Below are 15,349 nucleotides of genomic sequence, written 5' to 3' on the forward strand. Positions count from 1 at the left end.
AGTTCTCGGCTCCGCTCGAACAGGGGGGACCCCCATCGACACCGGCGACACCGCCTGGCTGCTCGCCGCGACCGCCCTCGTCCTGCTCATGACCCCGGGCCTCGCCCTGTTCTACGGCGGCATGGTCCGCACGAAGAGCGTCCTCAACATGCTGATGATGAGCTTCGTGTCGATCGCCCTGGTCACGGTGGTGTGGCTGGCGGCCGGCTACTCCCTGGCGTTCGGGGACGACGTCGGCGGCGGCCTGATCGGCGGGCTGGAGCACGCCGGTATGCGCGGGATCGGCCCGGACGGCGTCCACGGCTCGGTACCGACCGTCCTCTTCGCCACCTTCCAGCTGACCTTCGCGATCGTCACCGCCGCGCTGGTCAGCGGCGCGGTGGCGGACCGTACGAAATTCTCGGCATGGCTGGTCTTCGTACCGGTGTGGACGCTGCTCGTATACGTCCCGGTGACCCACTGGGTGTGGGGTCCGGGCGGCTGGATCCTCGACCGGCTCGGCGCGCTCGACTTCGCCGGCGGGCTGCCCGTCGAGATCGCCTCCGGCGCCTCCGGGCTCGCCCTCTGCCTGGTCCTCGGCCCCCGCCTGGGCTTCAGGAAGGACGCCATGCGCCCGCACAACCTGCCGATGGTGGTCCTCGGCGCCGGTCTGCTCTGGTTCGGCTGGTTCGGCTTCAACGCGGGCTCCGCGCTCGGCGCGAACGGCCTGGCCGCCGCCGCGTTCCTCAACACGCTCGCCGCCGGCTGCACCGGCCTGCTCGGCTGGCTCTTCGTGGAGCAGCGGCGCGACGGCCACCCGACCACGCTCGGCGCGGTCTCCGGCGCGGTGGCCGGCCTGGTCGCGATCACCCCGTCCTGCGGCGCGGTCTCCCTGCTCGGCGCCCTCGTCGTCGGCCTCGCCGCCGGGGTCGTCTGCTCCTACGCGGTCGGCTGGAAGTTCCGGCTGAACTACGACGACTCGCTGGACGTCGTCGGCGTCCACCTGGTCGGCGGCGTCATCGGCACCCTGATGATCGGCCTGTTCGCGCAGAAGGCGATGACCGGCGGCACGGAGGGCCTGTTCCACGGCGGCGGGCTCGCCCCGCTCGGCAGGCAGCTGGTCGCCGTGGCCGTCGTGGCCGGGTACGCCTTCGCGGTGACCTACGGCCTGGGCAAGCTGATCGACAAGGCGATGGGCTTCCGGGCCGGCGAGGAGCAGGAGCACACCGGCCTGGACCTTACGGTGCACGCCGAGACGGCATACGATCACGGCGTCCTGGGCCACGGCGCCCCGGTCGGCTCCTCCGTCCTCCCCTCCGCCCAGAAGGTCAAGTCCCAGGCATGAAGCTCATCACCGCGATCGTCAAGCCGTACCGTCTGGACGAGGTCAAGACCGCTCTGCAGGAGCTGGGGGTGCACGGTCTGACCGTGACCGAGGCGAGCGGCTACGGCCGGCAGCGCGGCCACACCGAGGTGTACCGGGGGGCCGAGTACCGGGTCGACCTGGTGCCGAAGGTGCGGATCGAGGTGGTGGTGGACGACGCCGTCGCCGAGGACGTGATCGAGGCGATCGTCAGCGCCGCGCGGACGGGGAAGATCGGGGACGGGAAGGTGTGGGCCGTACCCGTGGAGACGGTCGTCCGGGTACGGACCGGCGAACGCGGACCCGACGCACTCTGACCGTCCCCGCCGACTGCCCGCCCGACAGGTCCGGGCGGGCGGCCACCGACCCGGCTGCTCTCCGGGCGGCGACTGTTCAGCCGACAGGTTCGGGTGGGCGGGTGGGCGAGCGGGGGTCCGGGGGGCGGAGCCCCCTGGGAGCTCAGCCGGCGGAGACGGTGTCCCGTACCGTGCCGTCCGGCGAGGCCAGCAGCACCGGCGTCCCCGCACCCCCGAGGTCGGCGACGGCAGCGAGGTCCTCCGCCCGCACCGACTCCGCCTCACTCACCACCGCCGCCGCCTCCAGCGCCGTAGCCCCCGAGGCCACGGCCATGGCGACAGCGGTCCGCAGCGCGCTCAGCCGCAGCGAAGCGAGCTCCACCGACCCGGCGACATACGTACGCCCGGTCTCGTCCCGTACGGCCGCCCCCTCGGGCACACCGTTGCGTGCCCGCGCGGAACGGGCCAGGGTGACGATCTTCCGGTCCTCGGGGTCAAGCCCGTTGCTCTCGGTCATGCCCAGAGCATACGAAGCCCCGGCCCCGTCATCCCGCCACGGGGTACATCGCACCCCGCCGGCCCTCCGGCGAGGCCAGCCACTCCAGCTTGGCCGCGGTGTTCGCCTCGTCCAGCGGGGCGTGCAGCACGACCATCAGATCGGGCCGGGCGGGCACCTTCATCACCGTGGACTCCACCACCAGCAGCCCGACCAGCGGATGGTCCAGCTCCTTGCGGACCTGCCCCTGGTCCTCGATGTCCCGCTCGGCCCACAGCGCCACGAACTCGGGGCTGCGCGCCGACACCTCCGCCAGCACCGCCTGGAACCCCTCGTCGTCCGGCCGGGCGGCGCACGCGGCCCGGAACTGCGCCACGACCGTGCGCGCGTTCCGCTCCCAGCTGGTGCCGCGCGAGAGGAAGAGCGGGTTGGTGAAGAAGTCGACGAGGCAGTTCTGGGTGTTCTCCGGCCGCAGGCCGAGCACGATCGAGGCCGCGTCGTTGTACAGCACGCAGTTGTAGTACAGGTCCATGATGTGCGCCGGATACGGCATCCAGGTGTCGATCAGCCGCTGCAGCCCCTCGCACATGTCCCGTTGGCCCGGGTCGACTTCGGGCGTGGGCGGGTTCATCCCGGCCAGCAGGTACAGGTGCCGGCGCTCGGCGTCGCTCAGCCGCAGCACCCGCGCGACGGCGTCGAGCACCTGCGGCGAGACGGAGATCTCCCGCCCCTGCTCCAGCCACTGGTACCAGGAGGCGCCCACACCGGCGAGCACGGCGACCTCCTCCCGGCGCAGCCCGGGCGTACGGCGTCGCCCGCCGCCCATCGGCAGCCCGGCCTCCCCCGGGCTCACCCGGGCCCGCCGGCTGATCAGGAACTCGCGCAGTTCACTGCGGCGCGCACTCTTCACCGTGTCGGCTGCCGGCACGTACCGATCCCCCTCATGCTGTCTGGTGGTGCCACCACCACCATAAGTCCGCACTCCCCAGCGGTATTCCGGACGCCCGAAGCTCGGTGTCATGGCGATCGACACCACCACCCATCCGTCCGCTGCCACCGGCGAACCGCTCGGCGCCCCCCGGCTGTCGACGCGCGACAAGCTCGTCCTGTTCGTCCTGTGCGCGGCCCAGTTCATGGTCGCGCTGGACTTCTCCGTCCTCAACGTGGCCCTGCCCGACCTCGGCCGCGACCTCGGCATGAGCCAGTCCGCCCTCCAGTGGGCGGTCACCGCGTTCGCGCTGCCCTCCGGCGGCTTCCTGCTGCTCTTCGGCCGCATCGGTGACCTCTACGGCCGCCGCCGGCTGTTCCTGACCGGTCTGGCGCTGTTCGCCGCGGCCTCCCTGCTGGCGACGCTGGCCTGGAACCCGGCGTCCTTCCTCGCCGGGCGCGCGCTCCAGGGGGTCGGCGCGGCCGCCATCGTCCCGGCCGGCATGTCGCTGCTGACCACCACCTTCCCGGAGGGCCCGGCCCGCGACCGCGCCCTCGGCATCTCCGGCACGCTGCTGTCGCTGGGCTTCACCATCGGCATGGTCGCGGGCGGTGTGCTGACGGACACCCTCGGCTGGCGCTCCACGATGGCCCTGCTGACGGTGGTCGCGCTGATCGTCCTGCCGCTCGCGCCCGGCCTGCTGCCGGAGTCCCGCACCCCGCAGCGGCCCCGCCTGGACGTGCCCGGCGCGATCACCGTCACCGGGGGCCTGCTCTCCCTGATCTACGCCCTGTCCACCGCCGCCGACCACGGCTTCGGCCGCGTGGACGTCATCACGGCGCTGGCCGCGGGGCTGCTGCTGCTGACCGCGTTCGCCGTGGTCGAGTCCCGCTCGGCGGCGCCCCTGGTCTCGCTGCCCATGCTGCGCCGCCGCACGGTGGCCTGGGGCAATGTGGGCGGCCTGGTCACCTTCTCGATGATGTCCACGGTGGTCTTCGTGCTGACGCTGTACCTCCAGGAGGTGCTGCACCTGTCGGCCTTCGAGACCGGACTGGTCTTCGGTGTCCAGGGCGTGGCGTCGGCGGTCGCCGGCAGTCTCGCGGCGCGGGTCATCGGCCGCTTCGGTGCCCGCCGCACGCTGGTCGGCTCGCTGGCCGGTCAGGGCGCGCTGGTGGCGACCCTGCTCCTGCTGAACACCCACACCTGGTCGGTGTGGCCGGCCACCGCCGCGCTGTCCCTGGCGAGCATGTGCCACCTGGGCGCGATCGTCTCGTACGGCCTCACGGTCACCTCCGGTGTCCCGGACGGGGAGCAGGGCCTGGCCACCGGCCTGGTGACCTCCACCCAGCAGATCGGGCTGACGGTCGGCATCCCGCTGCTCGGGGTGCTGGCCACCACCTCGGACGACCTGCTGGCCGGGACGCACCTGGTCCTGGCCCTGGACGCGGGTGTCGTCCTGGTCACCGCGGTCCTGGTCGGCCTGGGCCTGCGGTCACGGACGGTCGAGCCGCAGCCGCTCGGCACGCGGTAGACCGGCGACGACCAGGTCGTAGGAGTCCTCGATCAGCTCCCGGACCAGCCGGTCCGGGAGTCCGCCGTCGGCCGTCACGGTGTTCCAGTGCCGCTTGTTCATGTGCCAGCCGGGGACGATCAGCCCCTCGTGCTCACCGCGCAGCCGGACCGCGTCCTCCGGGTCGCACTTGAGGTTGACCGTCAGGGGCCGCGCGTCCAGGTTCGTCAGGGCGAACATCTTGCCCAGCACCTTGAAGACCGAGGTCTCCGGGTTGAACGGGAAGTCCTCCACGACCGCGTCGAAGGACAGGCAGAAGGCGCGCAGCTCCCCGGGGGTCACTCGGTCTTCTCCTCCTCGGCGACGGGCACGGGCACCGGTTCCACCAGGACCGTGACGATCTTGTTCCGGCGGCCCGCCGCGGCCTCCGCGGTCAGCCGCAGGCTGCGTCCGTCGGGCAGTTCGACCCCGGCGGAGGCACCGGCGATGGGCACCCGGCCGAGCGCCTTGGCGAGCAGTCCGCCGACGGTCTCCACGTCCTCGTCGTCGTACTCCTCCAGGCCGTAGAGCTCGCCCAGGTCGGTGATGTCCAGGCGGGCCGTGACCCGGAAGCGGTCGTCGCCGAGCTCCTCCACGGGCGGCAGTTCCCGGTCGTACTCGTCGGTGATCTCGCCGACGATCTCCTCCAGGATGTCCTCGATGGTGACGATGCCGGCGGTGCCGCCGTACTCGTCGATGACCACGGCGACGTGGTTGCGTTCCTTCTGCATCTCGCGCAGCAGGTCGCCGGCGTTCTTGGTGTCGGGCACGAACACGGCCGGGCGCATGGCCGTGGACACCAGGTCGCCCTCCGCCTCCCGGCTGATGTGCGTCTTGCGGACCAGGTCCTTCAGGTACACGATCCCGACGATGTCGTCCTCGCTCTCGCCGGTGACCGGGATCCGGGAGAACCCGGAGCGCAGGGCGAGGGTGAGGGCCTGCCGGATGGTCTTGAAGCGCTCGATGGTGACCAGGTCGGTGCGCGGCACCATGACCTCGCGGACCAGGGTGTCGCCGAGCTCGAACACCGAGTGCACCATCCGGCGCTCCTCGTCCTCGATCAGCGACTCCTTCTCGGCGAGGTCGACCAGCGCGCGCAGCTCCGCCTCGGAGGCGAAGGGGCCGTGCCGGAAGCCCTTGCCGGGGGTGAGCGCGTTGCCGATGAGGATCAGCAGCGAGGGGATCGGCCCCATGATCCGGGCCAGCGGCAGCAGCACGTACGCCGCCGCGGTCGCCGTGTTGATGGGGTGCTGGCGGCCGATGGTGCGCGGGGAGACGCCGACGGCGACGTACGACACGAGCACCATCACGCCGATGGCGACCAGCAGGGCCTGCCAGGTGGCGGCGAACTCCCGCAGGCAGGCGTACGTCACCAGCGCCGCGGCGGCCATCTCGCAGACCACGCGGACCAGCAGGGCGACGTTCAGGTAGCGGGTGGGGTCGGCGGCGATCTGGGCGAGCTTCGCGCCGCCCCGCCGGCCGGACTTCACGGCCTCCTCGGCGCGGAAGCTGGAGACACGGGCGAGGCCCGCCTCCGCGCAGGCGGCGAGCCAGGCCACGACGACCAGCGCGATCGCGCCGACCACGATCTGTACGGACATCGGCCGCTTACGAGACGGTCGGTGCCGGGGAAGGCCCGGTCAGACCGCGCTCGGCCCGCCAGCCGTCCACGATCGCGGCCTGGAGGCCGAACATCTCGGCCTTCTCGTCGGGCTCCTCGTGGTCGTACCCGAGCAGGTGCAGCACTCCGTGGACGGTGAGCAGCTGGAGCTCCTCGTCCATGGAGTGCTGCGTCGGGGCTTCCGCCCCCTGCTTGGCGGCGACCTCCGGGCACAGCACGATGTCGCCGAGCAGCCCCTGCGGCGGCTCGTCGTCGTCCTTGGACGGCGGCCGCAGCTCGTCCATGGGGAACGACATGACATCGGTGGGACCGGGCAGGTCCATCCACTGGATGTGCAGCTGCTCCATGGCGTCGGCGTCCACGACGATCACCGAGAGCTCGGAAAGCGGGTGGATGCGCATCCGTGCGAGCGCGTAGCGGGCGACGTCGAGGATCGCCTGCTCGTCCACTTCGGTGCCTGATTCGTTGTTGACGTCGATCGACATGGCGGTGCTGGTCTACTTCCCCTTGGAACCCTTGGCGCCGGTCTTGCCATGGCCGCCCTTGTGGGAGCCGTTCTCGGTGCCGTGCTTGGTGTCGTACTGCTCGTACGCGTCGACGATACGGCCCACCAGCTTGTGCCGTACGACATCGTGGGAGGACAGCCGGGAGAAGTGGACGTCTTCCACGCCCTCCAGGATCTCCTGGACCTGCCGCAGGCCCGACTTCTGCCCGTTGGGCAGGTCGACCTGCGTCACGTCACCCGTGATCACGATCTTCGAGTCGAAGCCGAGACGGGTGAGGAACATCTTCATCTGTTCGGGGCTCGTGTTCTGGGCCTCGTCCAGGATGATGAAGGCGTCGTTGAGCGTACGGCCGCGCATGTAGGCGAGCGGCGCGACCTCGATCGTCCCCGCCGCCATCAGCCGCGGGATGGAATCGGGGTCGAGCATGTCGTGCAGCGCGTCGTACAGCGGGCGCAGGTAGGGGTCGATCTTCTCGTAGAGCGTGCCGGGCAGGAAGCCGAGCCGCTCGCCCGCCTCCACCGCCGGACGGGTCAGGATGATCCGGTTGACCTGCTTGGACTGGAGGGCCTGGACGGCCTTGGCCATGGCCAGGTAGGTCTTGCCGGTACCGGCGGGACCGATGCCGAAGACGATCGTGTGCTTGTCGATCGCGTCGACGTACCGCTTCTGGTTGAGCGTCTTCGGGCGGATGGTGCGCCCTCGCGAGGACAGGATGTTCTGCGTCAGGACCTGTGCCGGGGTCTCCGGACCGTCGCTCGTCCCGTTCTCGCTCGCCTTGAGCATGGCGATCGAGCGTTCCACTGCGTCCTCCGTCATCGGCTGCCCGGTGCGGAGCACCAGCATCATCTCGTCGAACACGCGCGAGATCAGGGCGACGTCCACCGGGTCGCCGACCGCGCTGATCTCATTGCCCCGGACGTGGATGTCGGCCCCCGGGAAGGCCCTCTCGATCACGCGCAGGAGCGAGTCGCCGGAACCCAGCACGGTCACCATGGGGTGCTGGGCGGGGACGGTGAACTGCGCTCTCGCCTGCTCCTGCGCGGGGGTGTGAGCTGTGGGTGTCTCTGTCATGGGCCGGCGCTGAAGGCCTGCGCTTCCTCCTCGTCACGGCCGCGTAGCTGAGGGCGGCCTCGCACTGTCCAGGGTACGACGGTGGGCTGACAAGGCCGTAGGACTTTTCGCACGGCCGTTTGCCGGCCCGCCCCCCGCCGCGTCGGCCGGGCCGGCGAACGGGCCGGGCAGCCGCGGCGGGCAGCCGGGCCGGCCGGGCGGTGGCCTCGTCAGCCGGTCCGGCCGAACCCGAGGGTCGGGACCGCCCGCCGCAACGGCCAGGGGCGGTCCAGCCGCTCGGGCACCAGCGCCTCCAGGAACTCGTACCGCCGCAGCGCCGCGGGCGACTGCCCCGGCAGGGACTGCACCCGCCGCCACCACGCCCCGATCTCCGACCACCCCGGCGCCGACAGCGACCCGCCGAACTCCTGCACCGACAGCGCGGCCGTCAGCCCGGCGAACGCCAGCCGGTCGGCCAGCGGCCACCCCGCGAGGGACCCCGTCACGAACCCGGCGACGAACACGTCCCCGGCACCCGTCGGATCCAGCGCCTCCACCTCGATCGCCGGCACCTCCGCCGTCTCCCCGGTCCGCCGGTCCACCGCGTACGCCCCTTCCGAGCCCAGCGTCACCACCGCCACCGGCACGTACTCGGTCAGGGCGTGCGCGGCCAGCCGCGGGCAGTCGGTGCCGGTGTACCGCTTGGCCTCCTCCGCGTTGGGCAGGAACGCCTCGCAGTGCTCCAGGTCGGCGAGCCCGGCCAGGTCCCACGCACCGCTGTCGTCCCAGCCGACGTCGGCGAAGATCCGGGTGCCCTCGCGGGCGGCCCGGGCGATCCACGGGGCCCGGGTGCCGGGGGTGAGGGAGGCGACGGCCGCACGCGCGCGCGGCGGGCGGGCCGGGGCCCCCTCCCCGAGGAACACGGCCTCGGGCGGCGGCTCGTGCCCGTGGGAGACCATCGTCCGTTCGCCCTCGTACGCCATGGAGACGGTCACCGGGGAGTGCCAGCCGGGCACCGTGCGGGACGCCGAGAGGTCGATGCCCTCGCCCTGCTCCAGCGCGTCCCAGCAGTACTCGCCGTAGTGGTCGTCGCCGAAGGCCGCGGCGAGTGCGGTGCGCAGGCCGAGCCGGGCGAGGGCGGCGGCCATGTTGGCGACGCCGCCGGGGCTGGAGCCCATACCCCGGGCCCAGGACTCGGTGCCGCGTACGGGCGCCGAGTCCAGGCCGGTGAAGATGATGTCGAGGAAGACGGTGCCGGTGAGGTAGACGTCCCAGGGCGGGTCGCCGGGGGCGCGCAGCGCGGCGAGCGGGTCGACCTGGGCCTGGCAGCGCGCTGCCTGTGTGAGGTGTTCCGGTTCCTCTCCGGTGAGGGTGTGCGACGGGGTCACGGGCGCTCCCTGCGTGGTGCGGTTCTGGCCAGTGTGCACCAGGTCACGCACCGGGATCCCGTGGGCACGGGTCACCAGCGGGGCACCACCGGTGTCCGCCAGTCCGGTTCGGCCGCGCGCATCGCCGCCGCGTCGTCGCGGTCGCGCAGCGAACCGTCGTCCTCGGCCCACCGCCGGTGCAGCCGGGCCAGTTCGTCCCGGTCGAGTGCGACACCGAGGCCGGGCGTGTCGGACACCGCGACCCGGCCGCCGGTGAAGGCGGGCCGCTCGGTGAGGACGTCCTCGGACTGCCAGGGGTAGTGGGAGTCGCAGGCGTGGTGCAGGTTCGGCACGGTGGCCGCGACCTGGGTCATCGCGGCGAGGCTGATGCCGAGGTGCGTGTTGGAGTGCATGGACACCCCGACGCCGAAGGCGGCGCAGATCGCGGCGAGGTGCTGGGTGTTGCGCAGTCCGCCCCAGTAGTGGTGGTCGGAGAGCACGACCTGGACGGCGCCCTTGGTGAACGCCTCCTCGATCTCCCCGAAGGTGGTCACGCACATGTTGGTCGCGAGCGGCACGCCGGTCGCGGCGGCCACCTCGGCCATGGCGGGCGTGCCGAGCGTCGGGTCCTCCAGGTACTCCAGGACACCGCCGAGTTCCTCCGCCACCTTCAGCGAGGTCGCGACCGACCAGGCGCCGTTGGGGTCCAGTCGCAGCGGGTGCCCGGGGAAGGCCTCGGCGAGCGCGCGTACGGCGGCGATCTCCTGCTCGGGCGGGAAGACACCGCCCTTCAGCTTGAACGACCCGAACCCGTGCCGCCGCCGCATCTCCCGGGCCTGGGCCACGACTCCGGCCGGATCGAGGGCGGCGCCCCACTCGTCCGGCTCGGCCGGGACGCCCGCCGGGTGGGCGGCCGGCTTGTAGAAGAGGTAGGCGCTGTACTCGACGGCGTCCCGCACCCTGCCGCCGAGCAGCGCGTGCACGGGCAGCCCGAACGCCTTGCCCTGGGCGTCCAGGCAGGCGACCTCGAAGGCGGACAGCACCGACAGCCGGAGCTTGTCGGCGCTCTGCACGCCGCGCAGCCCGCCCGCGTCGACCTCGCCCGCGACCCTGCTCTCGTCCACCCCGAGGTCGATCCCGAACAGGGCGTTCACATCCATGACCGAGCGTCCGGTGAAACGCTCGGCCAGCGGACGGGCCAGTTCCAGGTACTTGGTGTCGCCGTAGGTCTCGCCGAGCCCGGTGATCCCCTCGGCGGTCACCACCTCCACGATCAGCCGCGGGGTGTACGGCTGGTGCACTCCTTGGGTGTTGAGCAGCGGCGGGTCGGCGACCAGGATCGGCGTCAGCCGTATCTCGGTGATGCTCAGGTCACGGGTCACAGGGAGGCTCCTACGAGATCGAGTCCGGCGGCGAGGAGGGCCTTCAGATCGGCGAGGTCGGCGGGCGAGGGGCCGGTGAGCGGGGCGCGCACGGGCCCGACGCGCTGGCCGCGCAGCCGGGCCGCCGCCTTCACCAGGGAAACGGCGTATCCGGGTACCCGGTCGCGGAGTTCGGCGAACGGGACGTAGAAGTCGCGCAGCAGCGTGTCGGCGGTGTCGTGGTCGCCGTCGCGCAGCGCGCCGAAGAAGGCGCCGGCGATCTCGGGGGCGAAGGCGTGCACGGCCGAGGAGTAGGCGGGGACCCCGACCGCGGCGTAGGCCCGGGCCTGGATCTCGGCGGTGGCGGCGCCGTTGAAGAACAGGAAGCCGTCCGGGGCGGCGAGCGTGAGGCGCTGGAGCCGCTCCAGGTCGCCGTGGCCGTCCTTGAGGCCGATGACGCGGGGGATCCGGGCGATGCGGCGCAACGTCCGTACGGTGTGGGCGACCTGGCCGCGCTGGTAGGTGATCAGCGGCAGCCGGGTGCGGGCGGCCAGTTCCTCCAGGTGGGCGGCGAGGCCGTCCTGCGGCGCCTCCGTCAGGTAGTGCGGCAGCACCAGCAGGGCGTCGGCGCCGGCCTCCTCCGCGATCCGCGCGAACCGGGCGGCCTGCGCCCAGCCGTATCCGGTGCCGGCCACCACGGGCACCCTCCCCCCGGCCCGGCCGTCCTCGCGCGGGGACACTCCCCCGGCCGCCTCCTGCACGGCGACGGTGACGACCGTCCGGTACTCCTCCTCGTCCAGCGAGAAGAACTCGCCGGTGCCGCAGGCCGGGAAGACGGCCCCGGGACCGGCGGCGAGCCGGTCGGCCACGTGGGCCCGGAAGCCGTCGGCGTCGAGCGTGCCGTCGTCGTGGAAGGCGGTGAGCGGGAAGGACAGCACCCCGCGCGCCATCCCCTCCCGCAGTCGCCGCGCCACGTCCTGCGGAGCCGGGTCGCCGCCCACCTGACCATCTCCTCTTATGAATGCCGTCCATATATGAGAACTCAGGCTAAAGCCTCCTACCCCGGCGCACCACCTGCAAACCCGACCGTGTCGTGGATCACAGCCACCGGACTTCTTCCGGAACCGCGTGCTTGATACAACTTGCTCGCGCGTTCCTGTCCGTCGACGGTCGTCGCCCTACTCCCCCCTCTTTCCGAGCCGTTGCTCCCGCCTGCCCTGGGAACGCCCGTGTCCGCCCGCCGCACCCCGCCCTGGCCCCTCGTCGCCCTGTTCACGGCCGGGTACCTCGCCCCCTATCTGCTGCCGACCACCGTCGGCAGGCTCGACAGCGGACTTCCGCTCACCGCCACCGAGGCCGGCGCCATCGGCAGTGCCCTGCTGCTGAGTTCCGCGGCGGCGGGCTTCCTGCTGGCATCCCGGGTCGAACGGATCGGCCCCCGCACCCTGGCCCGCGCCGGCCTCGCACTCGCCGTCCTCGGCTACGGCGGCGCCGCCCTCACCGGCGCCGTACCGGCCGTCGTCGCGGGAGCGGTGGCCGGCGGCTTCGGCTCCGGCACGATCACGGCGGTCGCCGCGAGCGGTATCGCGGCCGTGGGGACCCCGCGCGAGGGCGTTCGCGCGTGGGGCGGGGACCCGCACCGGGTGACCACGCTCGGCCTGCTCGGCGTCTCCGCCCTCGCCGGCGCTCTGTACCTGACGATCCCGCGCCTCGGGGCCGGACACGGCCTGCCCTTCGCCGCCATCGCCCTGACCGCGCTCGCCGTCTGGCCGCTCACCGGCCGCCTGTCCGCCCGTACCGCCGCGGCCCGTACGGCCGTCGGACCCGACCGCCTCCCCCACCCCCGCGCGGGCCTGGTGCTGGCCGCCGCGATGCCCTGCTGGTCCCTCGCCCAGAACGCCCTGTGGGGCGTCAGCGGGCGGATCGGGCTCGGCCAGGCGCACCTCACCGAGGTCACCGTCGGCGCGGTCTTCGCGGTGGCGCTCGGCGCCGGGCTCCTGGGCGTGGTGATCGCGGGCGCACTCGGCCCGCGGCTGGGCCGGGCGCTGCCCATCGGCGCCGGCACGGCGCTGATCGCGGGCTGTGTCGCGCTCAGCGCGGCCGCGACGGACCTGGCCGCGTTCGCGGCGGGCGAGATCGCCTGGAACCTGCTCTACCCGGTCGTGCTGTCGTACGTCATCGCCCTGGCCGCGTCGCTCGACCCGCGGGGCCGCTGGACCGTCCTGGTCGGCTCGGCGTCCTCGCTGGGCACCGCGGCCGGGCCGCTCGCGGGGAGTCTGCTGGCGGCCGGGGCGGGCTTCCCTGCGATGGGACAAGTGCTGTGCGCCGGGCTGCTGCTGATCGCCGTACCGATGACGGCGGTGGCCCTGCGGGCGGGCGGGCACCCCCTGCCGGTCGCCGGGCCGCCGGTCGCGGGGGTCCCGGTCGGGGAATTGCCGGTCGTGGAATTGCCGGTCGTGGAATTGCCGGTCGTGGAACTGCCGGTGGGGGCGCCCGCCGTGCCGGATCGGCGCGCCTACGACACGGCGTCGCCGAACTCGTACGCGTCGACCTCGGCGAGGTAACGCGCCCGCCGCTCCTCGTCGTCCTCCAGGAAGGACGCGAGGAAGGAGTTGCGGGCCAGTTCGCGGAGCCGGTCCTCGCCCAGCTCCAGCGTCTCGCGCACGGCCGCGAAGTTGTCGCCCGCGTACCCCCCGAAGTACGCCGGGTCGTCGGAGTTGACCGTGCACAGCAGGCCGGCCTCGAGCATGGCCGGCAGCGGGTGGCCGGCCAGGGTGTCCACGGCGCGCAGCCGGACGTTGGACAGCGGGCACAGGGTGAGCGGGATGCGCTCCCGGACCAGCCGCTCGACCAGCGCCGGGTCCTCCATGCAGCGCAGCCCGTGGTCGACGCGCTCCACGCCCAGAACGTCCAGCGCCTCGGTGATGTACTCCGGCGGCCCCTCCTCACCGGCGTGCGCGACCCGGCGCAGACCGAGCGCGGCGGCGGCCTCGTACACCTCCCGGAACTTCACCGGCGGATGCCCGACCTCGGCCGAGTCCAGACCGACCCCGGTGATCCGGTCCAGGTACGGGCGCGCGGCCTCCAGGGTCGCGAGGGCCGACTCGGCGGACTCGTCCCGCAGGAAGCACATGATCAGCCGGGTGGACACGCCGTGGTTCGCCTCGCTGCCGCCCAGCGCCCGCCACAGCCCCTCCACGACGGTGCCCATGGCCACGCCCCGGGCCAGGTGGGCCTGCGGGTCGAAGAAGATCTCGGCGTGCCGCACGCCCTGTGCGGCGGCCCGGGCGAGGTAGGCGTCGGCCAGGTCCGCGAAGTCCTGCTCGGTGCGCAGGACGGCCATCAGCTCGTAGTACAGGTTCAGGAAGGACTGCAGGTCCTCGAACCGGTACGCCTCGCGCAGCTCGTCGGTGTCCGCGTACGGGAGGGTCACGCCGTTGCGGGCGGCCAGCTCGAAAGCCAGCTCCGGTTCCAGGGTGCCTTCGATGTGGAGGTGCAGTTCTGCTTTCGGGAGGGGCATCGAAGCATCGTACGGCGGTTTCACCGCCGTTTCGGAACCGGCACCCGCAGCAGGTCGTGGGCGACGGTCAGCTCCCCCTCGAAGCCGGCCGCCCGCGCCTGCCGCTCGAACTCGGCGGGCTCGGAGTAGCGCTGGCTGAAGTGGGTCAGGACGAGGTGCCGTACCCCCGCGTCCCGGGCCACCGCGGCGGCCTGTCCGGCCGTCAGGTGGCCGTGCTCCTCGGCGAGCCGGGTGTCCTCGTCGAGGAAGGTCGACTCGATGACGAGCAGGTCGCAGCCGTCCGCGAGCGCGTGCACGCCGTCGCAGAGCCGGGTGTCCATGACGAACGCGAACCGCTGCCCGCGCCGCACCTCGCTGACCTGCTCCAGTGTCACGTCACCGAGCCGGCCCTCGCGCTGGAGCGTCCCGACGTCCGGGCCCTTGACGCCGTGCGCGGCGAGCCGGTCGGGCAGCATGCGCCGGCCGTCCGGTTCGACCAGGCGGTAGCCGAAGGACTCGACGGGGTGGGAGAGCCTGCGGGCCTCCAGCGTGTACGCCGGGGTCACCGCGAGGACGCCGTCGGCGGCGACCGGGGCCTCGGTGAGACGGACCGTCTCCCGGTAGGCGGTCGCGTACCGCAGGCGGTCGAAGAACCGCTGCCCGGAGCGCGGGTAGTACGCGGTGACCTCGTGCGGCACCTGGTCGAGGTTGATCCGCTGGATGACGCCCGCGAGACCGAGGGAGTGGTCGCCGTGGAAGTGCGTGACGCAGATCCGGTGCAGGTCGTGGGCGGCGACCCCGGCCCGCAGCATCTGCCGCTGTGTGCCCTCGCCGGGGTCGAACAGGATGCCCTCGCCGTCCCACCGCAGCAGGTAGCCGTTGTGGTTGCGGTGCCGGGTGGGGACCTGGCTGGCGGTGCCGAGGACCACCAGTTCACGGACGGACATGCCGAGTTACCCGGGCGGCCACTGGAGGCCACGCCCGCCGAGGACGTGGGCGTGGGCGTGCCAGACGGTCTGGCCGGCACCGGAGCCGGTGTTGAAGACGAGGCGGTAGCTGTCCAGCTTCTCCTCGTCGGCCACGGCCTTGGTCTCGGCGAGCACGTCGGCGGCCACCTGCGGGGCGCCGGCGGCGAGTTCGGCCGCGTTCGCCCAGTGGGCCTTGGGGATCACCAGGACGTGGGTGGGGGCCTGCGGGTTTATGTCCCGGAAGGCTACGGTCGTCTCGGTCTCGCGGACGATCGTCGCCGGGATCTCGCCCGCGACGATCTTGCAGAACAGGCAGTCGTCCTGCGGCTCTCCGGCCATGGCTGTGCCTCCTGTGATCAGTACCGT

Annotated in this window: 16 protein-coding genes; 4 read left to right on the top strand and 12 right to left on the bottom strand. The window is 72.8% G+C overall.

Annotation, left to right across the window (positions count from 1 at the left end; all coding sequences use genetic code 11):
* Positions 1 to 34: 34 nt before the first annotated feature.
* Both ABZ576_RS02920 and ABZ576_RS02925 read left to right on the top strand, forming a co-directional pair.
* Positions 35 to 1,324, top strand: a complete 1,290-nt coding sequence (locus ABZ576_RS02920; protein WP_360735507.1) for an ammonium transporter — start codon at positions 35 to 37, stop codon at positions 1,322 to 1,324.
* Positions 1,321 to 1,659 carry a P-II family nitrogen regulator gene (locus ABZ576_RS02925; RefSeq protein ID WP_360735088.1) on the top strand — a complete coding sequence of 113 codons (339 nt, stop codon included), beginning with the start codon at positions 1,321 to 1,323 and terminating at the stop codon, positions 1,657 to 1,659. Before ABZ576_RS02920 ends, ABZ576_RS02925 begins: the two co-directional genes overlap by 4 nt.
* Positions 1,660 to 1,801: 142 nt before the next feature.
* On the opposite strand, the gene ABZ576_RS02930 is transcribed toward ABZ576_RS02925, so the two are convergent.
* Together ABZ576_RS02930 and ABZ576_RS02935 are read right to left on the bottom strand one after the other, a co-directional pair.
* Positions 1,802 to 2,155 carry a cytidine deaminase gene (locus tag ABZ576_RS02930; protein WP_360735090.1) on the bottom strand — a complete coding sequence of 118 codons (354 nt, stop codon included), beginning with the start codon at positions 2,153 to 2,155 and terminating at the stop codon, positions 1,802 to 1,804.
* Positions 2,156 to 2,183: 28 nt separating this feature from the next.
* Positions 2,184 to 3,062: a helix-turn-helix transcriptional regulator gene (locus tag ABZ576_RS02935; RefSeq protein ID WP_360735092.1), complete on the bottom strand. Its 879-nt coding sequence runs from the start codon at positions 3,060 to 3,062 to the stop codon at positions 2,184 to 2,186.
* 91 nt (positions 3,063 to 3,153) lie between these two features.
* Between ABZ576_RS02935 and ABZ576_RS02940 the strand changes: the two genes are divergently transcribed.
* Positions 3,154 to 4,593, top strand: coding sequence for an MFS transporter (locus ABZ576_RS02940; RefSeq protein WP_360735094.1), 1,440 nt, complete (start codon positions 3,154 to 3,156; stop codon positions 4,591 to 4,593).
* Here ABZ576_RS02940 and ABZ576_RS02945 read toward each other — a convergent pair.
* The 7 genes from ABZ576_RS02945 to ABZ576_RS02975 form a co-directional block, all read right to left on the bottom strand.
* Complete coding sequence (locus tag ABZ576_RS02945) at positions 4,555 to 4,914, bottom strand: MmcQ/YjbR family DNA-binding protein (RefSeq protein ID WP_360735096.1); 360 nt, start codon at positions 4,912 to 4,914, stop codon at positions 4,555 to 4,557. The genes ABZ576_RS02940 and ABZ576_RS02945 overlap by 39 nt on opposite strands.
* On the bottom strand, positions 4,911 to 6,212 hold the full coding sequence (locus ABZ576_RS02950) for a hemolysin family protein (protein WP_360735098.1): 1,302 nt from the start codon (positions 6,210 to 6,212) through the stop codon (positions 4,911 to 4,913). Before ABZ576_RS02950 ends, ABZ576_RS02945 begins: the two co-directional genes overlap by 4 nt.
* Positions 6,213 to 6,219: 7 nt before the next feature.
* Positions 6,220 to 6,717 carry an rRNA maturation RNase YbeY gene (gene ybeY, locus ABZ576_RS02955; RefSeq protein WP_358642257.1) on the bottom strand — a complete coding sequence of 166 codons (498 nt, stop codon included), beginning with the start codon at positions 6,715 to 6,717 and terminating at the stop codon, positions 6,220 to 6,222.
* 12 nt (positions 6,718 to 6,729) lie between these two features.
* Positions 6,730 to 7,809, bottom strand: coding sequence for a PhoH family protein (locus ABZ576_RS02960; protein WP_360735100.1), 1,080 nt, complete (start codon positions 7,807 to 7,809; stop codon positions 6,730 to 6,732).
* A 209-nt stretch (positions 7,810 to 8,018) separates the two neighbouring features.
* Entirely contained in the window at positions 8,019 to 9,176 is a 1,158-nt protein-coding gene (locus tag ABZ576_RS02965) for a PfkB family carbohydrate kinase (RefSeq protein WP_360735102.1), read from the bottom strand.
* A gap of 71 nt (positions 9,177 to 9,247) precedes the next feature.
* Positions 9,248 to 10,537, bottom strand: coding sequence for a glucarate dehydratase family protein (locus ABZ576_RS02970; RefSeq protein ID WP_360735104.1), 1,290 nt, complete (start codon positions 10,535 to 10,537; stop codon positions 9,248 to 9,250).
* Entirely contained in the window at positions 10,534 to 11,466 is a 933-nt protein-coding gene (locus tag ABZ576_RS02975) for a 5-dehydro-4-deoxyglucarate dehydratase (RefSeq protein ID WP_360735509.1), read from the bottom strand. Before ABZ576_RS02975 ends, ABZ576_RS02970 begins: the two co-directional genes overlap by 4 nt.
* Before the next feature lie 279 nt (positions 11,467 to 11,745).
* Between ABZ576_RS02975 and ABZ576_RS02980 the strand changes: the two genes are divergently transcribed.
* Entirely contained in the window at positions 11,746 to 13,080 is a 1,335-nt protein-coding gene (locus ABZ576_RS02980; RefSeq protein WP_360735106.1) for an MFS transporter, read from the top strand.
* Here ABZ576_RS02980 and ABZ576_RS02985 read toward each other — a convergent pair.
* From ABZ576_RS02985 to ABZ576_RS02995, 3 genes are read right to left on the bottom strand one after another with little or no spacing between them, the layout of a single operon-like run.
* The gene (locus ABZ576_RS02985; protein WP_360735108.1) at positions 13,032 to 14,036 is read right to left on the bottom strand and encodes an adenosine deaminase; all 1,005 of its coding nucleotides are present in this window, start codon (positions 14,034 to 14,036) and stop codon (positions 13,032 to 13,034) included. The two genes, ABZ576_RS02980 and ABZ576_RS02985, sit on opposite strands and share 49 nt — an antisense overlap.
* A 20-nt stretch (positions 14,037 to 14,056) precedes the next feature.
* Entirely contained in the window at positions 14,057 to 14,962 is a 906-nt protein-coding gene (locus ABZ576_RS02990; RefSeq protein ID WP_360735109.1) for a ribonuclease Z, read from the bottom strand.
* Positions 14,963 to 14,968: 6 nt separating this feature from the next.
* Positions 14,969 to 15,322, bottom strand: a complete 354-nt coding sequence (locus tag ABZ576_RS02995) for a histidine triad nucleotide-binding protein (protein ID WP_360735111.1) — start codon at positions 15,320 to 15,322, stop codon at positions 14,969 to 14,971.
* Positions 15,323 to 15,349: the final 27 nt, after the last annotated feature.

This window comes from Streptomyces sp. NPDC013455, from assembly GCF_040632975.1.
In the GTDB taxonomy this organism is placed as follows: domain Bacteria; phylum Actinomycetota; class Actinomycetes; order Streptomycetales; family Streptomycetaceae; genus Streptomyces.